At 63.1% G+C, this 17346-nt stretch carries 14 protein-coding genes; 4 read left to right on the forward strand and 10 right to left on the reverse strand.

From position 1 onward, the window contains the following. Position 1: 1 nt before the first annotated feature. Positions 2-985 (reverse strand): HlyD family secretion protein, encoded by a 984-nt coding sequence (locus HNH97_RS17545; protein ID WP_171791735.1) that lies wholly within the window; start codon positions 983-985, stop codon positions 2-4. A gap of 248 nt (positions 986-1233) precedes the next feature. After that, positions 1234-1713 carry a MarR family winged helix-turn-helix transcriptional regulator gene (locus HNH97_RS17550; RefSeq protein WP_171791758.1) on the reverse strand — a complete coding sequence of 160 codons (480 nt, stop codon included), beginning with the start codon at positions 1711-1713 and terminating at the stop codon, positions 1234-1236. Between the two features lie 373 nt (positions 1714-2086). On the opposite strand from HNH97_RS17550, the gene HNH97_RS17555 reads away from it, so the two are divergent. Further along, on the forward strand, positions 2087-4168 hold the full coding sequence (locus tag HNH97_RS17555) for an FUSC family protein (RefSeq protein ID WP_244949530.1): 2082 nt from the start codon (positions 2087-2089) through the stop codon (positions 4166-4168). Here the strand turns inward: HNH97_RS17555 and HNH97_RS17560 are convergent. The 5 genes from HNH97_RS17560 to ppdK all read right to left on the reverse strand — a co-directional run bounded on the left by HNH97_RS17560 (position 4111) and on the right by ppdK (position 10528). Next, on the reverse strand, positions 4111-4722 hold the full coding sequence (locus HNH97_RS17560) for a DNA-3-methyladenine glycosylase I (RefSeq protein ID WP_171791736.1): 612 nt from the start codon (positions 4720-4722) through the stop codon (positions 4111-4113). The two genes, HNH97_RS17555 and HNH97_RS17560, sit on opposite strands and share 58 nt — an antisense overlap. Next, positions 4719-5972, reverse strand: a complete 1254-nt coding sequence (locus tag HNH97_RS17565) for a DUF763 domain-containing protein (RefSeq protein ID WP_110913423.1) — start codon at positions 5970-5972, stop codon at positions 4719-4721. The genes HNH97_RS17560 and HNH97_RS17565 overlap by 4 nt, the downstream gene beginning before the upstream one ends. A gap of 158 nt (positions 5973-6130) precedes the next feature. Further along, entirely contained in the window at positions 6131-6616 is a 486-nt protein-coding gene (locus HNH97_RS17570; protein ID WP_110913422.1) for an RrF2 family transcriptional regulator, read from the reverse strand. Positions 6617-6895: 279 nt separating this feature from the next. Beyond that, positions 6896-7798, reverse strand: a complete 903-nt coding sequence (locus HNH97_RS17575; protein ID WP_171791737.1) for a pyruvate, water dikinase regulatory protein — start codon at positions 7796-7798, stop codon at positions 6896-6898. A 57-nt stretch (positions 7799-7855) separates the two neighbouring features. Continuing rightward, a complete protein-coding gene (gene ppdK, locus HNH97_RS17580) occupies positions 7856-10528 on the reverse strand; it encodes a pyruvate, phosphate dikinase (RefSeq protein ID WP_171791738.1) in 2673 nt (890 codons plus the stop codon). 448 nt (positions 10529-10976) lie between these two features. Between ppdK and bfr the strand changes: the two genes are divergently transcribed. After that, the gene (gene bfr, locus HNH97_RS17585; protein WP_110094150.1) at positions 10977-11459 is read left to right on the forward strand and encodes a bacterioferritin; all 483 of its coding nucleotides are present in this window, start codon (positions 10977-10979) and stop codon (positions 11457-11459) included. A gap of 76 nt (positions 11460-11535) precedes the next feature. Here bfr and HNH97_RS17590 read toward each other — a convergent pair whose 3' ends face one another. The 3 genes from HNH97_RS17590 to HNH97_RS17600 all read right to left on the reverse strand — a co-directional run bounded on the left by HNH97_RS17590 (position 11536) and on the right by HNH97_RS17600 (position 14904). After that, complete coding sequence (locus HNH97_RS17590; protein WP_110913439.1) at positions 11536-11766, reverse strand: (2Fe-2S)-binding protein; 231 nt, start codon at positions 11764-11766, stop codon at positions 11536-11538. Between the two features lie 280 nt (positions 11767-12046). Further along, entirely contained in the window at positions 12047-13261 is a 1215-nt protein-coding gene (locus tag HNH97_RS17595; RefSeq protein ID WP_171791739.1) for an NADP-dependent isocitrate dehydrogenase, read from the reverse strand. A 179-nt stretch (positions 13262-13440) separates the two neighbouring features. Next, on the reverse strand, positions 13441-14904 hold the full coding sequence (locus HNH97_RS17600; protein ID WP_171791740.1) for a sodium:solute symporter: 1464 nt from the start codon (positions 14902-14904) through the stop codon (positions 13441-13443). Between the two features lie 289 nt (positions 14905-15193). On the opposite strand from HNH97_RS17600, the gene HNH97_RS17605 reads away from it, so the two are divergent. After that, positions 15194-16375: a serine hydrolase domain-containing protein gene (locus HNH97_RS17605; protein WP_171791741.1), complete on the forward strand. Its 1182-nt coding sequence runs from the start codon at positions 15194-15196 to the stop codon at positions 16373-16375. Positions 16376-16413: 38 nt separating this feature from the next. Next, positions 16414-17346, forward strand: a complete 933-nt coding sequence (locus HNH97_RS17610; RefSeq protein WP_110913416.1) for an N-acetylmuramic acid 6-phosphate etherase — start codon at positions 16414-16416, stop codon at positions 17344-17346.

Genomic DNA, 17346 nt, shown 5'->3' on the forward strand with positions numbered 1-17346 from the left:
ATCACTTCGCATTGGCAAGGAACAGGCTGTCGGGCCACCTGATGGTGGGATCGGCACGGACATAGCCATCGCCCGTCATGCCGGATTTCAGCATCGTCCCGTACTGCTTCGCCGTCTCCGGCGCGACCTGAAGCTTCACGCGGTAGACAAGCTTTTCACGTTCGGTCGTCGTCTCGACATATTTCGGGGTGAACTGCGCTTCGGGGGCGACAAAGGAAACCGTGGCGGGAATGACCTGCCGGTGCAGCGCATCCAGCACGATACGCGCCTGATCGCCCACATGCAGGGTGCCCGCGACCTCCGCCGGGTAGAAGACCGTGAGGTACATGTCGGACGGGTCCAGCATGGAACCGATCCGGCCGCCGCCGGGCACCACGGCCCCCTTCTCCACGATACGGTATTCGATCCGGCCGGAGACCGGGGCGTGGATGACCATGTCACCAACGACCGTCCCGGCGCGATCCGCCTGCGCCTGCGCCGCCTGCGCGGCCGCATCGGCCGCGGCCACCGCATGGTCCGCCGCCTGCACCGCCGCGTCATGGGCGTCATGATCGGCCTGCCGCTGCTGCACCTCCATGTCGGAGACAAGGTGCTGGCGCGCCATCACATGCACATGGTCCAGTTCAAGCTGCGCCAGGTGGGCGGCGGCCTGCTGCGCATCACGTTCGGCGCGCGCGCGCTGCCCCGTTTCACGGGCCTCGCGGATCTGCGCGCGCGCGGCGGCCAACTGTGCCTGTGCCTCGGCATCGTCCTCGTGGGCGAGGACCTGCCCGGCCGTGACCTCGTCGCCTTCGGAAAATGCAAGATCGGTGACGCGGCCGGGATATTTCGCCGCGATGTCAAGCCGTGTCAGTTCAAGCCGCCCGTTGGCCCGCGCAATACCGGCAGGCAGTACATCGTGATGCGTGACATAGAACCATGCCGCCCCGCCACCGGCAATCGCGATCGCAAGCCCGGCGCCAATCAGCAGGTCACGGGTATTCACGCGCACCATCCGGTGCCTATGCGCGGATTCTTCGTGCAAATACGCGACAAGTATCCTGCTCCCCTTAATCTTTTACGCACGACTGACCCTGACGTCACCAGTATGATCAACAGTGTTACAACGGCATTACAGGGTCAAAAGGGCATTGGGCAACAGGCGATCACATATTCACATTGATTAATGTCAAATGACGATCAGGCAGCCTGCGATGGCCCATTCACCATGACCTGCGCATGACCAGGTGGACCTCAGCGCACATCCCCCGATGATGCCCCCCGCGACAGGACGCTGCCGGGGCGGGCATCGTCTTCTTCCTGCGCCAGCGCTTCCGCCTGCCGCAGGATCCGTGACAGGGCCTGCATTGTCTGTTCCATCATTTCCGCCGGGACATCACGCAGCAGGCGTCCTTCCACCTCGGCGCAGATCTCATGCAGGCGGGCGCATCTGTGCCTGCCCTCGGCCGTCAGGAACAGGCTCTTGACCCGGCGGTCCACCGGGTCGGGCCGCCGTTCCACCAGTCCTTCCCTTTCCAGCAGGTCGAGCACACGCACCAGCGCGGAACTGTCGGTGTTCATCGCCTGCGCCAGGTCACGCTGCGACACGCCATCGGGCATCATCATCAGGTAGGCCAGGGGACGCATCATGGCCATGCTCATCCCCTCGGGGCGGATGGCGCGGTCCAGCACCAGACGCCACGTATTGGACAGGCGCATCGTCAGGAACGTCATGCGCATGTCCTGAAAGCCGCTTCCTTTGATATCGGGCATGGGAGGGCGTGCTGACATGATGCTCCAACGTGTCTGTCGCGGGTGGGCCTTCGATATCATGAAGGACGACGCCGGGGGTGCCGGAATTCTGCACGGCATCCCCGCATGCCCGGCGCAGGACATGCCGGCCACGATTTCCAATGCACGCATAACATTGACATGGCAATGATTGTTATGAAATGAATGTGGGCACCCCCAGCGGAAGACTGCCCATGCCCTCGCCCTGTCCGTTCCCCTGCCCTCCCTGCCGCGCCCGGGATGGGGGCGCACGTTGGTAAAGGCGCTGTCGCACCTGCGCGACATCTTTCGCGACGATGCGCGGTGGCGGGCGAACATGGCCACGGCGGCGTTCAGCGCGCGCGTCCTGATTTCAATGGGCATCGCGCTGTTCCTGGCCTTCAGTTTCCAGTTGCAGTCCCCCATGAGTTCCGTGACCACCGTCATGATTGTCGCCAACCCGGCGGTCGGCGCGCTGGTGTCCAAGAGCATCTGGCGCATGATCGGCACGGTCATCGGCGCGGTCATCAGCGTGGCGCTGATGGCGGCCTTCGTGCAGTCGCCGATCCTCTACATCATGGCGCTGTCGGTCACGGTGGGGCTGGCCTGCATGGCAGCGACGTTCCTGCGGCTGTTCCGCGCCTATGCCGCCGTGCTGACGGGCTATACCATCGTCATCATCGCCGCCCCCGCCTTTGGTGATCCCGATGGCGTGTTCCTCAGCGCGCTTTCACGCCTGTCCGCCGTCGTGGTGGGCATCGTGACCACGGCGGCGGTATTCATGGTCACGTCCCCACGCCGGTCCGACCCGCTGCTCGACCAGATCAGCACCATGTTCCGCGACACCGTCCGCTATGTCCTGTCGCGCCATGATACGGGGGGTGCGGCCATGACGGACGCCGCGTTCCATGCCCAGCGCGCCGGGCTGCTTGCCGGGATCGGGCGCCTGTCGGATGCGGTGGAATATGCGGCGACGGACAATTACGACATCAGCGTCCGCCATCGCGAAATCCGCGCGGGCCTGGCGCGCCTGTCAGGCATTGTCGCCGCCTACCATCCCCACGCGGTCATTGCGTCGGGACCGGCGCATGCATCGGCTTCACCGCAGGACCATCCCCCCGCCGACGGGCTGATCGCGGACCTGATGCGCGCGCTGCTGCAGACGCTTGAGGCGACGCCCCTGGCCGAAGGCTGCGCAGGCGCCTGCCTGCGGATCGCGCAGACGCGCGAGGCCCTGCTGGAGCGTGCGGAAAACACCCCCTCCCCCCGGCAGTTGCTGTTCCTTGATGATGCGCGTGACCTGCTTTCACGGCTGGAACATGCGCTGCGCGACCTTGCGCATCGCGGGGGAAATGACCGCAGCCTGCGCCTGCGGCCGTTCATGGAATGGCCCACGGCCCTGCGCAATGGCGCGCGCGGCGCGCTGACGACGCTGCTGGCGGGGCTGACCTGGTATGTCCTGCACTGGACGGCGGGACCGATGATGATGCTGTATGTCGTTGCGGCCTCCAGCCTGCTGTCCACCGCGCCCTCCGCATCGCGCGCGTCGGGACTGCTGGCGGGCGGGACCGCGCTTGGCGTGCCTGCGGGGCTGCTGTGCCACCTGTTCGTGCTGCCGCGGATCGACGGCTATCCCCTGCTGTGGCTCAGCCTCGGGCTGTTCCTGCTGCCGGGGATATGGCTGCAGTTCAATCCCCGGCTGGGCATCGGGGCGTTCGGATATTCGGTGTTTTCCACCATCATGCTGCAGATCAACAACCCGATCCATTACAACGACATCTCGCTCATGAACGAATGGATAGCGATCCTGATGGGGTGCTGCATGCTGGTCCTGTCGTTCCGCGTCATCCTGCCGCCCAACCATCGGCTGGATGGTGCACGGCTGGTAGCGTCCCTGTCGCGCAGTGTGCAGCGCCTGGCCCTGGGACGCGCGTCCTTTGCGGGACAGTGGATCGTGTGGGAGAACCTGCAACTCCAGAAAGTCGCGCGCCTGGCCATGCGGCTGTCCTTCTGCGCGCCCGCCCCGGTGGCGAACCACTATGTCGATGCGGCGCTGGCGGCCATTTCACTGGGACGTCTGGTGGAACGCCTGCACCGCCTGAGCGACGCCGCCGACACGCCCGCGCCCGAGCGCCGGCAACTGGAGGAAGCACTTGCGGCCTTCAGGAACCTGACCCGCGATCCGCTGGCGACCGCGCACGCCCTGCGTGACATCTGCGCGCGGATTGGCGCGGGACAGGCCCTGACCTCCCTGCCGCCACGGCAGATGGAGGCCGTCGCCTGCATGGAGCAGGCGGAACGTATCATCGTGGACATTCCCACCTTCCTCGATCGCAATGGCCCGATCCAGTGGTCCGATGACTATCCCCGGGCGCGCGAATTCTTCGCCGTTGCGCAATCTGACGGCGCAGCGCCCTGATAATGGTGACAGCCGGGATCATGATCGACGATCATGCCCATCGCCTGCATCCACGCATAGACGATGACCGGCCCGACAAAACGGAAACCACGCGCCCGCAGCGCTGCCGACATGGCCTGTGACAGGGGGGACTGCGCCAGCACATGGCCGGTGCGGTTATGGACGGGACCGTCGGGCGTCAGGCTCCACGCGAATGTCGCGAAATCCTCGCCGCGTTCATGCATGCGCAGCAGGGCACGGGCATTGCCAATCGTGGCCTCGATCTTGCGCCGCGCACGGATGATGCCCGGGTCGGCCATCAGGCGTTCGACGTCATTTTCATCAAACGCCGCAACGCGCACCGGATCGAAACCGGCGAACGCACGACGGAACCCCTCCCGCCGTTTCAGCACCGTCACCCATGACAGGCCCGCCTGGAACCCCTCCAGCATCAGGCCTTCCCACAGGGCGCGCCCGTCATGGACGGGCCGTCCCCATTCCCCGTCATGGTAGGCGGCCAGCAGTTCGCTGTTTCCCACCCATGCGCAGCGACGCTGTATCACGCCACCACTCATCCCTCATGCTCCATCTCCACCGTGGGCGGAGGTTCATGGCCGAAGATGGAACGGCCCCCATATTCATGGGACCTGCGTCGCTCCTGCGCGATGAAGTCCGGCAGCGTGGGGCCGGTGGCGTGGCGTTCCAGACGCCGGGCCTGCCGGTCGAGGCGGCGGATGGCGTCCAGTCGTTCCTCATTCCCCAGCCTTGCCGCCGTAACCGCCGCCTTCATGACCGAAATCGTGCGGTCATAGACGGCGACCGGCACGGGATAGGGCTGACGGTCCTTGCCCCCATGGGCCAGTGAAAAGCGTGCCGGATCGGAAAACCGGCAGGGCGCGCCATGCACGACCTCCGCCACCTGCGCCAGCGACAGCACGGTGCGCGCCCCCACACCCGGCACCAGCAGCAGGTCGGAAAAATCCTGCGGGCCGCACTGCGCCGCCGCCGCCAGCGCGCCATGCAGGCGTCGCAGCACCACATCGGCAGGTCGCACGTCATGATGTTCGGGCATCACCAGATGCGGCAGGAACGGCGTGTCCGTGGCGGCGGGCGCCCCACCACGCAGGCGCGAGACCTCGCGCACGATACGGTCAGGCCCAAGGTCGTTGAGAAGTTCAAGCTGCCCCTGCCGCGAAGGCGCCGCGCGCTGGTCCGTCAGGTTGACGATCGCCCCCTGACGACGCCCCTCGATGGCGGCATGGGGCGTTTCGACAAAGCTGCGCAGTCCCTCCGACAGCCAGTGGTAGCGCCGGGCAAGGCGCTGCGTGCCATCCATCCCCTGCTGCACGACCGTCCAGTGCCCGTCATCCGTGACGATGAAGCCGTGCAGGTAAAGGTCGAACCCGTCCTGCACCGCCGCACTGTCCACCTTTGCCACCAGCCTGCTGGCCCGTATCCATGCGGCCCCGTCGCCCCCCGTCCGTTCCGCCACCGACAGCAGTTCATCGGGGGTGCGACGCGAATGTCGCCCCCTGCCGCCGCAGACATGCAGGCCAAGTTCGTGGGAGACCGGGGCCAGTCCCCGCTTGAGCGCGCCGATCACGCTGGTCGTAATGCCGGAGGAATGCCAGTCCATGCCGATCACCGCGCCAAGGGACTGGAACCAGAAGGGATGGGCAAGGCGGCGCAGGAATTCGTCGCGCCCGTAATGATGGATGATCGCCTGCGCAATGATGCCGCCAAGGCGCGCCATACGCTGCCCCAGCCATTGCGGCACCCGCCCGCCATGAAGCGGCATATCCGCGCTGCCTGCCCGTCGTGCCATGCCCCACGCCCCCAGAACATTCCAGAAACATGCGCTGTAACACACAGTCCGGCCCATAGGCCAGACACCAGGATGCGCGTATCGGACATGGTGTGGCCATATCCTGAAAGGCTGTTGGAATAATACCTTGATAAAAAACAGAAGTTTTTATGCAGGTGTTACTGTGCGGGTGGCAGCGCACCCTTGGCTTCGCCCACCTCCGCCATGGCAAAAATCTGCCGCAGGACGATACATTCCTCATCGGTCAGAAGACTGCCGAGCGTCGCACCATCCAGCACGGCCATGAAGGCGGCAATGGCCTGCCCCAGCAATCCGCGAAGGCTGCACTGCCGGGCCAGCACGCAGGCCTGGCCATCCGGGGTCGTGGGTTCACATGCGACGAGGGTCATGTCTTCCTCGGTATAGCGCACGACATCGCCAATACGTATTTCATCCGCCGCACGGGCCAGCGTCATGCCGCCCCCACGCCCGCGCATCGTCTGGATGAAGCCACCGCGCCCAAGCTTGTGAATGACCTTGACCAGATGGTTTTCAGAAATGCCATAGGCATTCGCAACTTCGCGGATGGAAACCCGGCGATCCGTATGCAACCCTACATAAAACAATGTCCGCAAGGCGTAGTCAGTATGTAAGGTCATCCGCATGAGACCGTCTTAACATTGGTATCATATGGGCAAAAGAAAAAACAAAGATACTACTTTTATCTATGTTTGTGGAAATAACTTCAAATTCTTCATTTACGCCTGTCATCCGCCCCGCCAGGGGGAACGGCGGGAACATGCCCCTGAACATCACAGATTTGTGATAAAACAATGCGACCGGTCAATTACAACGTTACGAAAGCAGAATTTGCGAATCGTACAGAGATTGCAGCATGCAGGCCCCCGAAGACCCGATGAAAGTTTCAGATATTGTTTATGGAATCAGGGTTTTTCAGGACCCGCACGCATATTCCCCGCATCCATGGGATGACCCATCCTGCGTAATGGCGGATGCGACATCATGTCGATGATGGCCGCGGCGGTTTCCTCCACCGAACGATGCGTCACATTGATGACCGGCCAGCCATGCTGCGCGCATAGCCGCCGCGCCCAGACCAGTTCCTCCTGCACCCGCGTCGGATCGACATATGGGCGCATGGACTCATCGGAAACCCTGCGCCGCGCGAACTTGCGCCCCGGCAGCATCATGCCCACGCGGGAGCGGCGGATTTCCACCAGGGTATGCGGATCGATCATCAGGCCGACCACCGTCCCCCTGTATTCCAGCAACCCCTCCGGCAGGGGCACGCCCTGCACCAGCGGAACATTCGCCGCGCGTATCCCGCGATTGGCAAGGTAGAAGCAGGTCGGCGTCTTCGACGTCCGCGACACGCCAACCAGGACGACATCCGCGTCCTCCAGCGACTTGACGCGCTGCCCGTCATCATGGCCGACGACGTACTGCATGGCGTCTATCCGCCGGCGGTATTCGTCATCCATGACATACTGGCCGCCGGGGTGACGCTCGGCGCGGGTGCCGGTCTCACGTTCCAGAAAATAGATCGTGCTGTCGAGGATGTTCTCCACCTGCACCCCCATGCCGCGACACCCCGCCCGCAGGGCGTCGCGCAGGCTTGGCGTCGTCAGCGAGGACAGCACCGGCCCCGGTTCCGCAGCGATCCCCGCCAGCACACGCCCCACCTGTATCTGCGAACGCACAAGGTTCCAGTTGCGCTGGAGGAAGGAGGACTCCCGAAACTGCGCGCCACAGGCACGCACAACTGCCTCCAGTGTCTGGCCCGTGGCCTCCGACACCAGATGCAGGACAATCGGCCGAGTATTCATGGGACCATACAGCACGGTGCCGCCGCACGACGCGACGACACCGCCTGCCTCTGCGCTTTATGCCGAAGCGTTTTCCTTGCGATGGGCCAGCGCCGCCTGTGCCGCGGCAAGGCGGGCCACCGGCACCCGGAAGGGCGAGCATGACACATAATCCAGCCCGACCTCGTCAAAGAACGCGATCGAGTCCGGATCACCGCCATGTTCGCCGCAGATGCCCAGCTTCAGGCCCGGATGCGCGGCACGTCCCCGTTCCACCCCCATGCGTACCAGCGCGCCCACGCCCTCACGGTCGATGGAAACGAACGGGTCCTTGGGCAGCAGTCCATGATCGACGTAAAACGGCAGGAACGATCCCGCGTCATCGCGCGACAGGCCGAATGTCGTCTGCGTCAGGTCATTGGTGCCGAAGGAGAAGAAATCCGCATGATGTGCGATTTCGCCCGCCTGGATCGCGGCACGGGGCAGTTCGATCATCGTGCCGATACGATAATCAAGCGCCGCCCCACGTTCCTGCAGCACGGCGCTGATTTCCGCCTCCGCCGCACGGCGTGCGACCTCCAGTTCCGCCCTGGTCGCAACCAGCGGGATCATGATTTCCGGCACGATCCCCTTGCCCGTCTCGTCAGAGACCTGCAACGCGGCCTCGATGATGGCGCGCACCTGCATCGCATAGATTTCCGGATTGGTCAGGCCCAGACGGCATCCGCGATGGCCCAGCATCGGATTCGCTTCGGCCAGAGAGGCGCAGCGGGCGCGGATTTCCTCGACCGTCTTGCCCAGCGCCGTCGCCACCTCGGCCAATTCCGCCTCGGCATGCGGCAGGAATTCATGCAGCGGCGGGTCCAGCAGGCGCACCGTCACCGGCAGTCCGGCCATGATGCGGAAGATGCTGACGAAATCATCGCGCTGGAACACCAGCAGCGCATTGATCGCACGCTGGCGCACGGTTTCCTCGTCCGCGATGATCATCTGGCGCACATGGCCGATGCGGTCGGGGCCGAAGAACATATGTTCCGTGCGCGCCAGGCCGATCCCCTCTGCCCCGAAACGGCACGCGGTCTTCGCATCGTCGGGGGTTTCGGCATTCGCCCGCACGCCGAGGCGACGGATGGAATCGGCCCAGCCCATCAGCGTGTTGAAATCATCCGACAGGATGGGCGGAATGGTCGCGACCCGCCCGAGATAGACCGCGCCCGTGCTGCCATCGAGCGTGATCCAGTCCCCTTCGGCAATGGAATGGCCGTCGATGGTCATGACCATCGTGGCGTAATCGATATGCACGCTGCCGGCACCCGCGACGCAGACACGCCCCATGCCGCGCGCGACCACGGCGGCATGCGACGTCATGCCGCCACGCGCCGTCAGCACGCCACGCGCGGCATGCATGCCATGCACGTCCTCGGGCGAGGTTTCGACACGCACAAGGATCACATCCTCCCCACGCGCGGCGCGGGCCTCGCACTCCTCGGCGGTGAAGACGACCGCACCCGACGCCGCACCGGGCGATGCCGGCAGGCCGCGCGTCAGTTGCACGCGGTCGGCCTTGGGATCGAGCGCGGGATGCAGCAACTGGTCAAGCGACGTCGCGGGAACGCGGCAGATCGCGTCTTCCTTGGAAATCAGCCCCTCTCGCGCCATGTCGATGGCGATCTTCAGGGCCGCGGCCGCAGTCCGCTTGCCGTTGCGGGTCTGCAGCAGGTACAGCACATTGCGCTGCACGGTGAATTCGATGTCCTGCATGTCGCGATAGTGACGCTCCAGCAGGGCGCGCACCCGCAGCAGTTCGGCATAGGCATCCGGCAGCACCATCTCCATCGGATGCTGCCCCTCCTCCGCCCGGGCACGCGACATGGGCTGCGGGGTGCGGATCCCGGCCACGACGTCCTCGCCCTGCGCGTTGACGAGGTATTCGCCGTAGAACACGTCCTCCCCGGTGGAGGGATCGCGCGTGAAGCACACGCCCGTGGCGCAGTCATCGCCCATGTTGCCGAACACCATCGACTGCACATTGACCGCCGTCCCCCACGAGGCCGGGATGTCATGCAGCCTACGATAGGTATTGGCGCGCGGGTTCATCCACGAACCGAACACCGCCCCGATCGCCCCCCAGAGCTGCGCCTGCGGGTCGGAGGGGAATTCCTGCCCGGTATGTTCGTGGATGATCTCGTGATAGGCCTTGACGACCTCGCGCCACTGCGCGGCAGTGATGGCGGTATCGTCGATCACGCCGAGCGTGCGCTTGAACTGGTCGAGCACATCCTCGAAATGGTGATGGGCGACCCCCATGACGACGGAGCCATACATCTGCACGAAACGGCGATAGCTGTCCCACGCGAAACGTTCATCGCCGGAGGAACGGGCAAGCCCCTGCACCGTTTCATCGTTGAGGCCAAGGTTGAGGACGGTGTCCATCATCCCCGGCATGGAGACCCGCGCGCCGGAACGGACGGAAACGAGGAGCGGGGCGTCGGCATCGCCGAAACGCAGGCCCATGGCCCCCTCGATGCGCTGCATGGCCGCATCGACCTGCGCGCGCAGGTCTTCGGGATATTTGCGTCCGTTGTCATAGAACGCCGAGCAGACTTCGGTCGTTATGGTGAAGCCGGGCGGCACCGGCAGGCCGATCGACGCCATTTCCGCCAGATTCGCACCCTTGCCGCCCAGAAGGTTGCGCATTTCCGCGCGTCCCTCGTTCAGGCCGTTTCCGAAACTGTATACCCACTTCGTCATGTCTGCTCGTTCCCACTTGCGATGGCATCGCGTCCTGAATCCTTTTCTGGCGCAAGGAATGCAAGGGCGCGCCGCCATATTTTTTCATATTGTTGTTTTTAGTAGGGCCAGAAGGAAAAATTATGCGATTTTAAAGATTCCAGCAATAGATATTTTCGCATCATGGCAATCGCGAAACATTAACAATGCGAATATATCGCAAATGGGTGGCGGCAGGATAGATGACGCGACAAGTTGTGTTGCATTGCAGCATGTTTATTTCATTATTTTGCAATTCGCATGCCTGCTCCCGGCTTTTCTACTTGGCCGGAGCCTTCCCCTTCGGCAGGATCGGTGATAGGCCCTGCCTGATGAGGGTTGCATGGCTTTGCGCTACCCCGTCATGAAACGTCATGCCACCCACCGGCAGTCCTTCATGATCATTCCCTAGGCACCAAGGACAGGAAACATGATCCGCGATCCCAAGATCATCGAACATCTCAACACGCAACTCACCAACGAGTTGACCGCCATCAACCAGTATTTCCTTCATGCGCGCACGCTCAACCACTGGGGCGTCACCCTGCTGGGCAAGAAGGAATACGAGGAATCGATCGAGGAGATGCGTCACGCCGACTGGCTGATCGAACGCATCCTGTTCCTTGGCGGCCTGCCCAACGTGCAGCGTTACAACCAGGTGCTCATCGGCCAGAACGTCGAGGAAATCCTCAAGTGCGACCTCAAGCTGGAGGAAAAGGCGATCGCGGACCTGCGCGAGGCCATCGCCTATTGCGAAAGCGTGCGCGACTATGTCTCGCGCGACCTGTTCCTCAAGATCCTTGATAACGAGGAAGAGCACGAAGACTTCCTCGACCGTCAGTTCGACCTGATCAAGATGATCGGCATCGAACGCTACATCCAGCTTAACTCCGCCTCCGCCGAGAAAGAGTAACCAGACCACAGGCCAGCCATCCCAATGGGGTGGCTGGCATGGTCCCGCCCATGGCCGGGACCGTACGGCATGTGCTTCATGCCATGAGGGTACGCCCCTCACCGCCTGACAGGTCGAGCGTCGCTCCCTGTCCCTCGCGGGCCTGACGCAGGGCCCGGCGCAGCAGGCATACGACCCCCGGGACACAGTTCCCGCACTGCGCCTTGCATCCCTTTGCCGCATAAACTTCCCGCGGATGGGTGGCCCCCTTGCTTACAGCGATATTTACATCCGTATCCGTCAGCATGTTGCACGAACAAACAAACATGAAACACCCATCCATTGCCGCGAGTCCGCCTCACCATATATGAGAACAATTCTCAATATCAATGGGGGATGCACGATTTTCTGCACCTTTTGCGAACACGCCCGCGCGAACTGCCCGCCCGCAGGCGGCGCCTTGCGATTCGGCCCCCGGGATCGGCAGTTTGCCCGGCTGGATGGGGCACCGGCCCAAACACAAACGCCGCCTCCCGGACGGGCGGCGGCGTTCATGGACCATGGTCAGGACAGGCCCCGGATCGCAGGGCCTGCTGCGGATGGAGGGATCAGGACAGTTTCTTGCGCAGGCGGGCGTCGAGAACGTCAAGGAACGGCTGCGTGTCCAGCCATTTCGTCCCGTTGCCAACCAGTAGGGCGAGATCCTTGGTCATTTCGCCGCCCTCGACCGTCTCGATGCAGACACGCTCCAGCGCCTCGGCAAAGTGGATGACGTCGGGCGTATTGTCGAAACGCCCGCGATAGGCCAGTCCGCGTGTCCATGCGAAGATGGAGGCGATGGGGTTGGTGCTGGTGGGGCGTCCCTTCTGGTGCTCGCGGAAATGGCGGGTCACCGTGCCGTGCGCGGCCTCGGCCTCCACCACGTCGCCCGTGGGGTTGAGCAGCACGGACGTCATCAGGCCAAGGCTGCCGAAGCCCTGCGCCACGATGTCGCTTTCCACGTCACCATCATAGTTCTTGCACGCCCAGACATACCCCCCCTGCCATTTCAGCGCGCAGGCCACCATGTCGTCGATCAGGCGATGTTCGTAGGTCAGGCCCAGCTTTTCGAAATCCGCCTTGAATTCGCGCTCATAGACCTCCTGGAACACATCCTTGAACATCCCGTCATAGGCCTTGAGGATGGTGTTCTTGGTGGACAGGTAGACCGGCAACTTGCGGTCCCGCCCATAGGACAGCGACGCACGGGCGAACCCCTCGATGGACGCACGGGTGTTGTGCATGCCCAGCGCCACGCCCGGCCCCTTGAAATCATGCACGTCGAGCACCTGCTCCTCCCCGCCATCGGCAGGCTGGTAGCGCAGCGTGACCTTGCCGGGACCGGGGATGCGGGTTTCGGCGGCGCGGTAGATGTCACCATAGGCATGGCGGCCAATGACGATCGGCTTGGTCCAGTGCGGCACCAGTCGCGGCACGTTCGCGCAGATGATGGGTTCGCGGAAGATCGTGCCATCAAGGATGTTGCGGATCGTGCCGTTGGGCGAACGCCACATCTTCTTAAGGCCGAATTCCTTGACCCGCTCCTCATCGGGGGTGATCGTCGCGCACTTGACGCCCACGCCATATTTGCGGACGGCTTCGGCGGCCTCCACCGTCACGCGGTCATCCGTTTCGTCGCGATGGACAATCCCGAGGTCGAAATATTTAAGGTCGATGTCCAGGTACGGCAGTATCAGGCGATCCTTGATGAAATGCCAGATAATGCGGGTCATTTCATCCCCGTCCATTTCAACGACGGGATTTTTTACCTTGATTTTGGCCATGTATTGGGTCCGCTTCTTTATTTTACATCCATGCAGGCATGGACATTTCCTTCGGGCGAACATTCATAAAGGCCACGCCACCACAGAATAAAGAGATAGAGCGCCTCTCCCCCTTCACAAACGTGACAGCACGACGGCAAGGCGCGCATCGTGGCCACGTTCGTGCCATCGGGTGTCGCTCACGCCCGCAGGCGCCGGACCTGGCGCGACACCGTGCCGAATGCGAACATCAGCACCACACCAAACGGCACCAGCCATGAAAAGGCGATGACATGGCCATAGGGATGGACAAACATCATCACGCCGCACACCACCAGCAGCGTCAGGATGAACGCGGGCAGGACATCGCGCACATCCGCCTGCGCCACGAACATGGCGAACACGAACGCCCCCAGCATCGCGCCATAGGAACATGCCGCCACCGACAGGCCGAACACGACGGCAGGCCCGTGGCTGTGTGAAAAACCCAGCGCGGCCAGCACAAGGATCGCGGCCCATGCCAGCGTGACCAGGCGTGCGAACGCCAGCGGCGCCATATGCAGGCGTTTCGTCACCGATGTGCAGAATGCGGAAAAATCAAGCAGCGTCGCACTGGTCATGGAATTGAGCGTCGCCGACAGCGACCCCATGGTGGCACTCAGCAGGCCGGCAATCAGCAGGCCGGCCAGTCCATGCGGCAGGCCATGGACAATGAAATCGGGAAACAGTTCATCCGACGCCCCCAATCCCACTTCCGCCAGCGAACGCCCGCCATTTCGCGCCCATAGCAGGATTCCCACCAGCGACAGCAGCGTGAACAGTCCCCCCACCATGAAGCCGCTGCCAATCAGCGCCTTGCGCGCATCGCGCAGGTTCCGTGCGGCAAGGATGCGCTGCACCATCAACTGGTCGGTCCCGTGCGACGCCATGGACATGATGGCCCCGCCGACGATGGCGGCGAGCGGGGTATAGGGATTAAGGAAAAACAGGCTGGATTTCTGGAACAGGTGGAACCGCGACGAATGCACCAGCATATGCGTCTGCGCCGCCGTCTGATGGTGGTACAGCAAGAAGACACAGGCCGCAGCGCCGGTGACATAGACGGCAAGCTGTATCGCATCCGACCAGACCACCGCGCGCAGGCCACCAAAAAGCGTATAGAACAGGGTCAGCCCGACAATGATCAGCATCACTACGAAATGTGGCAGCGGGAAATGCATGGCCGCAAGGATGGCCGCAACCGGCAGCATCCCGGCAAACATCCTTATCCCTTCCGCCAGCACGCGCATCAGCAGGAACGTGACCGAAACCGTACGTTCCATTGACGTACCGAAACGCTGTCCCAGATACTGGTAGACACTGCTGAACTGCCCGGAGAAATAGTGTGGCAGGAACAGCCATGCGACCAGTGAACGCCCGATGACATAGCCGATCGCAAGCCCGACGAAGACCAGTCCGTCCCCATAGGCGATGCCGGGGATGCTGATGACCGTAAGGGTGGAGGTTTCGGTCGCCACCAGCGACAGGCAGATCACCCACCACGGCAGGTCATGCCCCCCACCGACATAGGCAGAGACGGACTCCTGCCGTCCGGACAGGAAAAAGGCAATGAACGGCAGCGTCAGGCAGTAGATGCAGATAATCGAGAGATCGATGGGAGACATGCCAATTCCATCATTTCAGGGACACAAATCATATAACCAAAGCAATACCACAGGAAAGCCGGGAATCATCAGATTCCGAAACAATTTCCTTTCATGAACGCAATGACATAATTGCTGGAAATACATCCTTCCTGCCATGGGAACCTGCATTCACGATTATGTCACCGCGCCACCCGGCAGGTATGTGTACCTGAAACATGATGAAACGCCATTGTTATTGCGATTTCATAATGGTATTATTCCTGTATCAGATACTGCAACGCCTTTCAGCCAGCGGATCCCCTGCACCATGCACGCATTCCCTGCCTCACGACACCTGCGTCGCCGCCATGCCCTGCTGCTCGCCACGGCCGCAACACTTGGCGCATGCGCACGCACCAGCCACGGACAGCGCATGACGCGGAACATGGCGGAAGTCGATCACCTGCTTGAACAGGCCGTCACCACGCATGCCACGCCGGGGGTCGTGTGCGCCATCGGGCATGCGGGAAAGGTTGTGTACCGTTCCGTCCACGGGCAACGGTCCGTTGCGCCCACGCACGAAGCCATGACATGGGATACCGTGTTCGACATGGCATCCCTGACCAAGGCGGTCATCACCGCACCCAGCATGATGCAGTTGTGGGAACAGGGACGCTTCAACCTCGACGACCCGGTGTACCGCTACCTGCCGCAATTCGCGGCGCAGGGAAAATCCGGCATCACGATCCGGCATCTGCTGACCCACTATTCCGGCCTGCGGCCCGATCTGGGCCTGCAGGACAAATGGCAGGGACGCGATGCGGCCTTCAGGCTGGCGATGAACACCGTTCCCGACCATCCGCCGGGCAGCGGGTTCGTCTATAGCGATATCAACTTCATCACGCTGGGATTTCTGGTGGAAAAACTGTCGGGCATGACGCTCGATGCCTATGCCAGCCGTTATATCCTGACACCGCTCAACATGCGCATGTCAGGCTTCCTGCCGCCGGAAACATGGCGCGCGCACATCGCACCGACGCAGTTCGATGAAAACGGCCAGATGCTGCGCGGGCAGGTGCATGACCCGTCCGCCCGGCGCATGGGCGGCGTCGCGGGACATGCGGGCCTGTTTTCAACGGCCGACGACATGTGCGTCTATGCGCAGGCGCTGCTGGACCGGCGCGCGGGCAGGCCGTCACTGTTCCCGCTGCAGACCCGCACGCTCATGATGATGACCACGCCACAGCAGCCGCAGGGCAGGACCGACCTGCGTGGACTGGGCTGGGACATTTCCACGCCCTATTCATCGCCGCGGGGCGAGCGTTTTCCCGTGGGGTCGTTCGGGCATACCGGCTTTACCGGGACATCGCTGTGGCTTGATCCCGACAGCGATACCTATGTCCTGATCCTGGCCAACCGTGTCCATCCCGATGGGCATGGCAATGTCATCAAGTTGCGCCATGATGTTGCAACTGCTGCCGCTGCTGCCCTTTCCATACCCCGGTCCTGACCTTTTCCACCCTTGATACTGCCGGAGCGCGTGCTTCCATGACCCCGAATTCTTCCCCTGCCCTTCCTGTCCTGACCGAGGGGCAGGATCCGCGTTATGCGGATGTTGACCTGTGGCCCGTCTCATCGGTCCTCGACGCGCTGGCGGAATCACAGATGAGTGCGGTCGCCGCCGTCCGCGCCGCCGTCCCCGAACTGGAACGTGCGGTCAACGCAGCCCTGCCCCGCCTTCTGGCGGGGGGACGGCTGTTTTATGTCGGCGCGGGGACATCGGGCCGCATCGGCATGCAGGACGGAGTAGAACTGCTGCCGACCTTCGGGTGGGAGCCCGAACGCCTTGTCCTGCTGCTGGCGGGCGGCAACGATGCGATCTATCAGGCCGCCGAGGGCGCGGAAGACCGCAAGGACGTCGCCCAAAGCGAAATCATGGCCCACAATCCGGGGCCGGACGACGTGGTCATCGGCATCGCGGCAAGTGGTTCCACCCCCTATACCTGTTCCGCCATCGCGACCGCGCGCGCGGCAGGCAGCCTGACGATCGGCATTGCCTGCAATCCCTCATGCCTGCTGCTGGGCGCGGCCGAAGTCGGCATTTCGATCGTGACGGGACCGGAAGTCATTTCCGGCTCCACGCGCCTGAAGGCCGGAACCGCGCAGAAGGCCACGCTCAACCTGATTTCCACCACCCTGATGATCCGCATGGGCCATGCCTATCGCGGGCAGATGGTGGACATGCGCGTCGTCAATGAAAAGCTGCGCCGCCGGGCCTGCCGCATGGTGCAGAACCTGACCACCAGCACGGCGGAACAGGCCATGGATGCGCTCAAGGCGACGGGCTTCAACGTCAAGCGCGCGGTCATGCTGCGCTGGGGCATTGCCGCGGACCGGATCGATCCCCTGCTGGCGGCCCATGACGGCAACCTGCGCACGATCGAGGCGCAGATGGATGCGACGGGTGAGCGGAAGGATTGA

This window comes from Gluconacetobacter entanii (assembly GCF_013155425.1).
In the GTDB taxonomy this organism is placed as follows: Bacteria; Pseudomonadota; Alphaproteobacteria; order Acetobacterales; family Acetobacteraceae; genus Novacetimonas; species Novacetimonas entanii.